This is a genomic window from Ochrobactrum sp. PL_is501 (assembly GCF_055816895.1).
Window position 1 is genome coordinate 52933 of sequence record NZ_JBVPGR010000024.1, and the last position, 8938, is coordinate 61870.

At 57.8% G+C, this 8938-nt stretch carries 5 protein-coding genes, 1 tRNA gene and 1 pseudogene; 5 read left to right on the forward strand and 2 right to left on the reverse strand.

The genetic code is table 11. From position 1 onward, the window contains the following. The first annotated feature begins 290 nt into the window (after positions 1 to 290). The 5 genes and pseudogenes from AC0TOF_RS02585 to AC0TOF_RS02605 all read left to right on the forward strand — a co-directional run. Positions 291 to 1550 carry an efflux RND transporter periplasmic adaptor subunit gene (locus AC0TOF_RS02585; protein WP_473767104.1) on the forward strand — a complete coding sequence of 420 codons (1260 nt, stop codon included), beginning with the start codon at positions 291 to 293 and terminating at the stop codon, positions 1548 to 1550. Further along, entirely contained in the window at positions 1547 to 4726 is a 3180-nt protein-coding gene (locus AC0TOF_RS02590) for an efflux RND transporter permease subunit (protein WP_473767105.1), read from the forward strand. The genes AC0TOF_RS02585 and AC0TOF_RS02590 overlap by 4 nt, the downstream gene beginning before the upstream one ends. A 165-nt stretch (positions 4727 to 4891) precedes the next feature. Then, positions 4892 to 6310: an efflux transporter outer membrane subunit gene (locus AC0TOF_RS02595; RefSeq protein ID WP_230349577.1), complete on the forward strand. Its 1419-nt coding sequence runs from the start codon at positions 4892 to 4894 to the stop codon at positions 6308 to 6310. 616 nt (positions 6311 to 6926) lie between these two features. Continuing rightward, on the forward strand, positions 6927 to 7121 hold the full coding sequence (locus AC0TOF_RS02600; RefSeq protein WP_082465618.1) for a hypothetical protein: 195 nt from the start codon (positions 6927 to 6929) through the stop codon (positions 7119 to 7121). A gap of 12 nt (positions 7122 to 7133) precedes the next feature. After that, a pseudogene (locus AC0TOF_RS02605) lies at positions 7134 to 8210 on the forward strand (recombinase family protein); the annotation flags it as partial. Positions 8211 to 8312: 102 nt separating this feature from the next. Here AC0TOF_RS02605 and AC0TOF_RS02610 read toward each other — a convergent pair. Together AC0TOF_RS02610 and AC0TOF_RS02615 are read right to left on the reverse strand one after the other, a co-directional pair. Continuing rightward, the gene (locus AC0TOF_RS02610; protein WP_473767106.1) at positions 8313 to 8798 is read right to left on the reverse strand and encodes a hypothetical protein; all 486 of its coding nucleotides are present in this window, start codon (positions 8796 to 8798) and stop codon (positions 8313 to 8315) included. A gap of 13 nt (positions 8799 to 8811) precedes the next feature. Beyond that, positions 8812 to 8888: transfer RNA gene (locus AC0TOF_RS02615), tRNA-Met, on the reverse strand. Positions 8889 to 8938: the final 50 nt, after the last annotated feature.

Genomic DNA, 8938 nt, shown 5'->3' on the forward strand with positions numbered 1-8938 from the left:
TATTTGATTCGGGAAAGCCGCCGGTCACGCTTCCTTAGCGGATTTCCGGCAGCTGAGGCGTTCCGCATGCTGTTCCTACTAAGCTGAGCCGAACTCCTCCCGACCCGAGCGCATCGGAGAAATCAGCTTTGCTGATGGCCGGATCAAACCCTTGATGAATCACGTCAAGAGCTCCTTCTGAAAAATTATTCCTCGGGCCTTGACCTTCCCATGGTTGGAAGCTGCACCTTCCAAAAAGTCACCGCCGTCTCACGCTGTCCGGTGGCGTGCCCTTATGAAGGAGAACGACAATGAGTAGCAAAGCCACCACCCTGTTCCTGGCCGGAGCGGTCATCGCCGGTGGTACTCTTGGCACTGTCTATCGCGACGAGGTTAGACCCTACGCCGAAAATCTACTGGCGCTTGTTTCGTCGGCTGCCGTATCACAAGCCACTGCGCAATCGGCTCAAATGCCTGCCCCACAGGTCCCTGTCGCCGAAGTCATCACGCGTAAGGTCGCGCCGTCCGTGGAGTTTACCGGCCATACCGAAGCCATCAGCGCGGTTGAGCTGCGACCGCGCGTCGGCGGCGCAATCGACGCCGTTAGCGTTCCCGAAGGCGGCCTCGTTCGACCCGGCGATCTTCTCTTCCAGATCGATCCGAGACCCTTCCAGGTCGCCCTGGATGCAGCTGAGGCCCAGTTGCAGCAGGCAAAGGTTCTGCTCGACCAGGCCGAAATCGATTTCCGGCGTGCCGAAAGACTGGCTCCGAATGGGACCGTGTCGCGCAAGACCTTCGATGACGCGCAGGCAGCACGCCGTCAGCGCCAGGCCCAGGTGGAAATCGCCAAGGCTGCTGTTGCGGCCGCGGAACTTGATCTGTCGTTCACGCGCGTCACGGCACCGATTGCCGGGCGCGTTGACCGTGTTCTTGTTACGGAAGGCAATCTCGTCACCGGTGGCAATGCAGGGGCTGCGACCCTGCTCACCACGATCGTCTCGACCGATCCGCTCTATGTCTATTTCGATATCGACGAAGCCACCTATCTCGGATTCGTCGCTCGTGCACGCGAATCAGACTCGGGGACGGTTGGCGGCAGGCTTCCCGTGCAGGTCGGCTTGATGACCGATATGGGGTTCCCAAATGTCGGCGAACTCGACTTTCTCGGCAACCGTGTTGACCGGAGTACGGGCACGATCCGCGCCAGGGCAGTAGTCAAGAACCTAGATGGCCGGCTGACACCAGGCCTCTTCACGCGGGTGAAGCTCGTTACCGCCGAACCGGCTCAGACCGTGCTCATCGACGAACAGGCGATCGGTACCGACCAGGGGCGCCGCTACGTTCTGGCTCTCGGTGCCGAGAACAAGGCCGAGTACCGACCGGTTGAACTGGGGCCAATGATCGATGGTCTGCGCGTTGTTTCCAGCGGCCTCACGCCAGGCGAGAAAATCATTATCAAGGGGCTGGTTCGCCCCGGAATGCAAGTTGACCCGCAAACAGTTTCGATGTTGTCGGGCCAATCCGTCGATGGTGACCGAGCGGCGGCTGCATCGCAGGAGGCACGTCGATGAATATCCCACGCTTTTTCGTCGACCGTCCCATCTTCGCGGTCGTCCTGTCCGTATTGATGCTGATCGGCGGTGGCCTGACGCTCTTGAAACTGCCATTGAGCGAATATCCGCAGGTGACCCCGCCGACGGTACAAGTCACCGCAAGTTATCCAGGCGCCAGTCCCGAAGTGATTGCAGAAACGGTTGCCGCGCCGCTGGAGCAGGTGATCAATGGCGTTGAGAACATGCTCTATATGAGCTCGCAGGCGGCGACCGATGGGCGCATGACGCTGACTGTGACATTCCAGCAGGGCACGGATCCTGACATGGCGCAAGTTCAGGTGCAGAATCGTGTCTCGCGCGCGCTTCCGCGTCTGCCGCAAGAGGTTCAGCGCATCGGTGTGGTGACGCAAAAGACCTCGCCGGATATCCTGATGGTGGTTCATCTGGTATCACCCGATGATCGCTATGACCCACTCTATCTGTCGAATTTCGCCACCTTACAGGTGCGCGACCAGCTTGCGCGCCTGTCAGGTGTGGGTGACGTACTCGTCTGGGGTGCTGGCGAGTATTCCATGCGGGTGTGGCTCGATCCGGCCAAGGTGGCAGCGCGTGGTCTGACCGCTTCGGACGTGGTGGCGGCAATTCAGGAGCAGAATGCCCAGGTAGCCGCAGGCTCGATTGGCCAGCAGCCAAACGCCTCGGCTGCGTTCCAGGTCACGGTCAACACGCTTGGCAGGCTTTCCAACGAGGAGCAGTTCGGCGACATCGTCGTCAAGACCGGCAGCGATGGCCAGATAACCCGTTTACGCGATATTGCCCGTATCGAACTCGGCGCAGACGCTTACGCGCTGCGCAGTCTTCTCGACGGCAAGCCGGCGCTGGCAATGCAGATTGTCCAGAGCCCGGGCGCCAACGCCCTCGACGTGGCGAGCGCTGTTCGCAACACCATGGAAGAACTGCAAAAAGGCTTTCCCGAGGGCATAGAATACCGCATTGCCTACGACCCCACCGTCTTCGTCAAGGCGTCTCTGGAGGCCGTAGTCATAACGCTGCTCGAAGCCATCGTTTTGGTCGTGATCGTCGTCGTGCTTTTCCTTCAGACATGGCGGGCTTCGATCATTCCGCTCGTTGCGGTCCCTGTGTCGTTGGTTGGTACATTCGCGCTTATGTACATGTTCGGCTTCTCGCTGAACACATTGTCACTGTTCGGTCTCGTGCTTTCCATCGGGATCGTCGTTGATGACGCTATCGTCGTCGTCGAAAATGTCGAGCGTCATATCGCGCTTGGCGAAACGCCAAAGGAAGCAGCACGCAAGGCCATGGACGAAGTGACCGGGCCGATCATTGCCATTACGTCCGTCCTGTCGGCCGTGTTCATTCCCTCGGTATTCCTGTCAGGGCTGCAAGGTGAGTTCTACCGCCAGTTCGCCCTCACGATCGCAATCTCGACTATCTTCTCGGCGATCAACTCCCTCACGCTTTCTCCCGCGCTTGCCGGCGTGCTCTTGAAGCCGCACCACGGCGAGGTGAAGCGTGACCTCCTGACACGGGTGATTGATGGTTTGTTCGGCTGGTTCTTCAGGCTCTTCAACCGGTTCTTCGACAGTGCTTCGAATGCTTATGTCTGGTCTGTGCGCCGCGCCGTGAGGCTGAGCACGCTCGTCCTGCTCGTCTATGCTGGTTTGCTTGGCATGACATGGATGGGGTTCCAGACTGTACCCAGCGGGTTTGTTCCAGCTCAGGACAAATATTACCTCGTCGGTATTGCACAGCTGCCGACGGGAGCTTCGCTCGACAGGACCGAGGCGGTGGTTAAGAAAATGTCTGAGATTGCACTTGCCGAACCCGGTGTGGAAAGTGTCGTCGCTTTCCCAGGCCTTTCGGTCAACGGCATGGTCAATATCCCGAACGCTGCCGTTATGTTCACCATGCTCAAGCCCTTTGATGAACGCAAGGACCCTTCTTTGTCCGCCTTCGCCATCGCAGGCCGCCTGATGGGCAAATTCAGCCAGATACCTGATGGTTTTGCTGGTATATTCCCGCCCCCGCCGGTTCCGGGTCTCGGCACGACCGGAGGATTCAAAATTCAGATCGAAGACAGGGCGGGCCTTGGGTTTGAAGCGCTCGCCGAGACACAAGGGGCAATCATGGCCAAGGCGATGCAGGCACCGGAACTAGCGGGCATGCTCGCAAGCTTCCAGGTGAACGCGCCGCAGGTTCAGGTGGATATCGACCGGGTAAAAGCCAAGTCGCAAGGCGTGCCGCTCAACACCATATTCGAAACGCTGCAGGTCAATCTTGGCTCGCTTTACGCGAATGACTTCAATCGCTTTGGCCGGACCTATCGTGTCGTCGTCCAAGCGGACGCCCCCTTCCGGATGCAGCCGGAGGATATCGGTCGCCTGAAGGTGAGAAACGCAACAGGCGAAATGATTCCGTTATCTGCCCTTTTGACGATCAAGCATAGTTCGGGCCCGGATCGGGTCATGCATTACAACAGTTTCCCATCGGCAGATATAAGCGGTGGTCCGGCACCCGGCTATTCGTTCGGGCAGGCAACAGCCGCAATAGAACGCATCATGACGGAAACCCTGCCATCCGGCATGGCCTTCGAGTGGACGGAGCTTGCCTATCAGGAGAAACAGGCCGGAAACACGGCAATGTATATATTCTCGCTTTCTGTTCTACTCGCTTTTCTCATTCTTGCTGCTCAGTATAACAGCTGGTCGTTGCCATTCGCTGTGCTGCTGATCGCACCGATGGCTCTGCTTTCAGCAATTGTCGGTGTCTGGCTAACCAGTGGTGACAACAACATTTTTACTCAGATCGGTTTCGTCGTTCTGGTTGGTCTTGCCGCCAAGAATGCGATCCTGATCGTGGAGTTCGCGCGAGCGAAGGAAGATGAAGGCCTCGATCCATTGAATGCCGTGCTCGAAGCGGCACGGCTTCGACTTCGACCCATACTGATGACTTCGCTCGCCTTCATTGCAGGTGTCGTACCACTTGTGATCGCAACAGGAGCGGGTGCCGAAATGCGGCATGTCATGGGCATAGCCGTGTTTTCCGGCATGCTCGGCGTCACGTTGTTCGGGCTGCTCCTGACGCCGGTATTCTATGTCGTGGTGCGGAAATTTGCGACCCGCCGCGAAAGGCGCATGAGAGCTGAAGGGGCTGTTCCGAAACAGCAACCATAAACAATTCACGGCGATCGCATCCAGTCTGATCGTGAGACCCGAGGACCGGATGCGATCGCTCCCACAATCAAAAACGATTCTGATGCGCTGAAGAAATGACCGCAGGCGGGCGGCGCAAGCCTAACTGCTCACTTAGACCCGGCGCACCTCTAGTGAGAGATATTTATGAGAACCACAAATTACGCTGTGCCTTTTATACTGATATTCCTCGCCGGTTGCGTCACTGGCCCCGATCACGAAGCTCCACAAATTGCTTTGCCAGGTAAGTTTGGGGAAGGCTCCGTGGCAAGCAATGGAAATATGGCACTGGCCGCATGGTGGAACGCATTTGGCGATGTTCGCCTTAATCGCTATGTCGCCCTGGGGCTGGAACAGAACTTGACGGTGCAACAGGCGGTCGAGAGGATCAACCAGGCGCAGGCGGATGTCATCGTAGCCGGTTCGGGAGCTCTCCCCAGCCTTATAGCCTCCGCCAGCAACACTACTAGCAAGCAAAAGGGCAGTCTGTTCAATGCCGATCAACCCATCAAGAACGTCTCCGCCGGGGGACTTGGCGTCAGTTGGCTTATTGACTTCTTCGGACAATATCGTCGCGCAAAAGAAAGTGCTTCCGCTTCGCTTGATGCAGCTTATGCCAGCGTCGATGTTCAACGCCTGGCGCTCATTTCGCAATTGACTTCAGCCTATATCGATCTTCGATATTATCAGGAGCGCATCGAGATCGCACGCCAGAATCTCAAGTCGCGTCGAGAAACACTTGCGCTAACGAGACAGCAGTTGGCAGCAGGTGCGACGTCGCGACTGGACGTTACGCAGGCCGAAGGACTCGTCCAGGTGACACTGGCCGAAATTCCTGAACTGGAGATCAATTTCCGTCGGTCCGCTCACCGTATCGCGACCCTCTTGGGATTGCCTGCTTCATCATTAATTAGCGAGCTTCAAAAAGGGGCCAGGCAGCCCACCGCACGCGCGATTGCGCGCAGTGGCATTCCCGCGGATCTGCTGCGCAATCGCCCCGATATCCGCGCGGCAGAAAGGCGGTTGGCTGCCTCTGTCGCGAAAATAGGTGTCGCGGAATCGCAACTCTATCCGAGTATTCAGCTGAGCGGATCGATTTCTCCCAGCTACACCTCTCTCAGTGGCGGATCCAATGGCTCTTTGAACGTCTGGTCCTTCGGACCAACGCTGGTTTTGCCGATCTTCGACGGAGGTCGCTTGCGCGCCAATGTGGCCGATGCCGACTCCGCAGCCAAGGAGCGATATCTTGAATGGAAAAAGACTGTTCTGGTCGCTGTTGAAGAGGTTGAGAACGCACTGGCAGCCTTAAATCGCAGCAAGCGGCAGGAGGCCACGCTGAGAAAAGCGGTAGAATCCTACAAGGACGCTCTTTTTATTGCGACGACCAATTACCGGAACGGCGTCTCAACCCTTCTCGACGTTCTGGATGCTCAGCGATCTGTCGCCGACGCACAAGCCAATCTCGCTAAAGCCATCCAGCAGACAGCATTAAGCTACGTATCCCTGAATGTTGCGATTGGCGGAGGCTACGCGAACAAGAGCGACGTCAGGTTTGTTATGCGTTGATCTGTAGCCATGCCGCCGACCGCGCACAATTTGTCCGCGGTCGGCGCTGTAAATTCGTGAGCCGATCAGAAGAGAGCCGAACAACTCTTGTATTGCTTCGAACACGAGAATGCAGAGGTATTCTTCCAGCGCTTTGATTTTTGCGCGGACACTCGACCGGCTGATGCCACGCTCCCGTTGACGCTTGGAAACTCACGGAAGTTTCTGAGGCCGATTTAGCGGCAGGAATGAGGGTGTAAACCAGCCATTGCGGTAAGAAGGCAATAATCTGAATTGCGTGGTGGGCCCAGAATATCCGCTTAGGCACTCATCCGGCCACGCTGTGTCGAGTTGCGGCGCGAAGTTAAAGCTTCCTATCAACGATTGCTTGCCTGCTAAACGCAATATTATTCCAATTATGAGGCATTCGCTCGCGTCAAATTTCATGTAGTCTTCTGCTGATGCCAGTCTTTTTTCCGCCACGTGAACTGCGGTCATCTACGACACGGTACGATAAGGGACGGCGCTCTATGATGGAGGTCGCTTAAATGCCCGCGATTTCGCATTCACATCTGCCGGTTTCCAGCCCAGTCTTTGTCTTGAGCGGAATAGTCCGCCCAGGAACAAGGATCACATCGTGGCAAAACGGAAAGGGACAACGGCAAGCAATGTGCGGGTGGTTCTGCTGCCATCTGAACGCACACCGTCCTATGATCCGTCGAAGCCTGATCCCCGCCTTCTCGATCTTGTCCGTCTGCTTGCGCGGCAAGCTGCCCGTGATTTCGTCAAAGCCGAATGGGAGCGCGCCGATAGTGAAGGCCTCCCCAGATAGGGAGAGCATCCAATGAAGGTTGCGCTTTACGCCCGCTATTCTTCCGACAATCAGCGCGACGCATCCATTGAGGACCAGCTTCGCATTTGCCGCTCCCGCGCCGAGAAGGAAGGCTGGACCGTCGTTGACAGCTATACCGACCGGGCAATCTCCGGTTCGTCGCTGCTACGGCCCGGTGTGCAGGAACTGATTGCCGATGGCCTCAAGCGCCGCTTCGACGTGATCCTGACGGAATCGCTCGACCGGCTTTCCCGCGATCAGGAAGACATTGCCGGTCTCTACAAGCGGATGCGCTTCGCCGGCGTCCGCATCGTCACGCTTTCCGAAGGCGAAGTGAGCGAGCTGCATATCGGCCTCAAGGGCACGATGGGCGCGCTCTACATCAAAGACCTTGCAGACAAGACACGGCGCGGCCTGCGCGGCCGGATCGAGGATGGCAAATCAGGCGGCGGACTTTGCTACGGCTACGACGTCGTGCGCCAGTTCGATCAGGCCGGAGAAGCCAGCCGCGGCGAGCGCACCATCAACGAGGCCGAAGCCAACATAGTGCGCCGCATCTTCATGGACTATCTGGAAGGGAAGTCGTCTCGCGCCATCGCCATGGCGCTGAACAGCGAAGGTGTGCCAGGGCCGCAAGGCAGCGAATGGGGACCGTCCACCATTCATGGCAATCCGAAGCGCGGAACCGGTATCCTCAACAACGAGCTTTATATCGGCAAGCTCGTCTGGAACCGACTGCGCTACATCAAAGACCCGGATACGGGAAAGCGCGTCTCGCGCCCGAACCCGGAAAGCGATTGGGTCATCCAGGACGTTCCCGAACTGCGTATTGTCGATCAGTACATCTGGGACGCTGTAAGGGAGCGCCAACAAAAACTCGCGAATGATCCCGCATCAGGCACGTCTGCGAACTTCCTGTGCGACAAACGCCGGCCAAAGCATCTGTTTACCGGCCTTATCAAGTGCGGCTGCTGCGGTGGCGGCTATTCGATGATCTCGAAAAACCTGCTTGGCTGCACCAATGCACGCAGCAAGGGGACCTGCGATAACTGGATCAATATCCGGCGCGACACGCTCGAAGCCTCTGTGCTGAACGGCCTCGACAAGCATCTGATGGAGCCGGAACTGTTCAAGGACTTCTGCGAGGAATTTACGCGGGAGGTGAACAAGGCCCGAATGGCGGCACGCACCTCAATCGAGGCGGCTGAGGCCGAGATCAGGAAGATCGACCGTGAACTCGACACGCTTCTGGACTTGATCCTCAAGGGTGGAGCGGCCGACCGCATCAATGCCAAGATGGTGGCGCTGGAACAGCGCAAGAAAGATATTGCGGCCATGCTCGAGACGGCGGAACAGCCCCCTGCCCTTCTCCACCCCAACATGGCCAAGATTTATCACGAACAGATCGCGGCGCTCCACGACCAGCTCCACAACGAGGCCACGCGGGCGAAGGCAGCTGAACGGCTCCGCGGGCTCGTCAGCCGCATCGAACTTGTTCCCGACGGTGAAGAACTGGTTATCGTGCTGCGCGGCGACCTTGCGGCGATCCTGACGTTTGCCTCCGGCAAAAAGAACCCGGACTTCCTCGAGGAGAAGGCGCTTCTGGAAGAACTCCTGGGCCGGGTTGGCGAAGGGCAGAACGCAAAAAAGCCCTTGCATGGCAAGGGCTTGGTTCAATCGCAGGGATCGTTGGTTGCGGGGGCAGGATTTGAACCTGCGGCCTTCAGGTTATGAGCCTGACGAGCTACCGGGCTGCTCCACCCCGCGCTATTAGTTGCGAACCTTATTGGCCCGGGAGCGAAGTCAGGCGTAGCCTG